Genomic DNA, 391 nt, shown 5'->3' with positions numbered 1-391 from the left:
CCCATCGACGTGCCGCCGTACTTATGAACGATCAGTGCCATTGAATATCACGATGACGAAACACGAAGCTCGGCGTTGATGCAAAGTGTTTTGGCACGCCGTCGGAATCGTACATTAGTCAGACCAAAACTGGCGGATTGTACCAATCGATGACATCTCTGTGGCGCTGTATATACCCACGGCCTACTTTTATATGGATTTGGTGGCCCCGCGTGGTGCAGCGCTGCAGCTGCAGCAGCAGTTGCGCCAGCTGCGCAGCGCTCGGTGTCTGGCCATGGGCCGTGCGCAGCCAGTAGCGCAGCACATTGGCCATGCGCGCCTCGCTCAGCGCCTGCAGCGCGCCAATGCGCGGCGGCGCGCCGGTGGCCTGCAGATCGATCTGCGCCAGCTC

Annotated in this window: 1 protein-coding gene; it reads right to left on the bottom strand. The window is 60.4% G+C overall.

Annotated features, from left to right (window positions below):
• Nucleotides 1-118: 118 nt before the first annotated feature.
• A partial coding sequence (locus tag H928_RS29750; protein WP_043341942.1) for a TilS substrate-binding domain-containing protein occupies nucleotides 119-391 on the bottom strand: 273 nt, incomplete at its 5' end.

It is taken from the genome of Comamonas sp. B-9 (assembly GCF_000410635.1).
In the GTDB taxonomy this organism is placed as follows: Bacteria; Pseudomonadota; Gammaproteobacteria; order Burkholderiales; family Burkholderiaceae_C; genus Comamonas.
The sequence above is the reverse complement of the archived record's forward strand: the minus strand, read 5'-3'. Positions and strand labels throughout refer to the sequence as shown.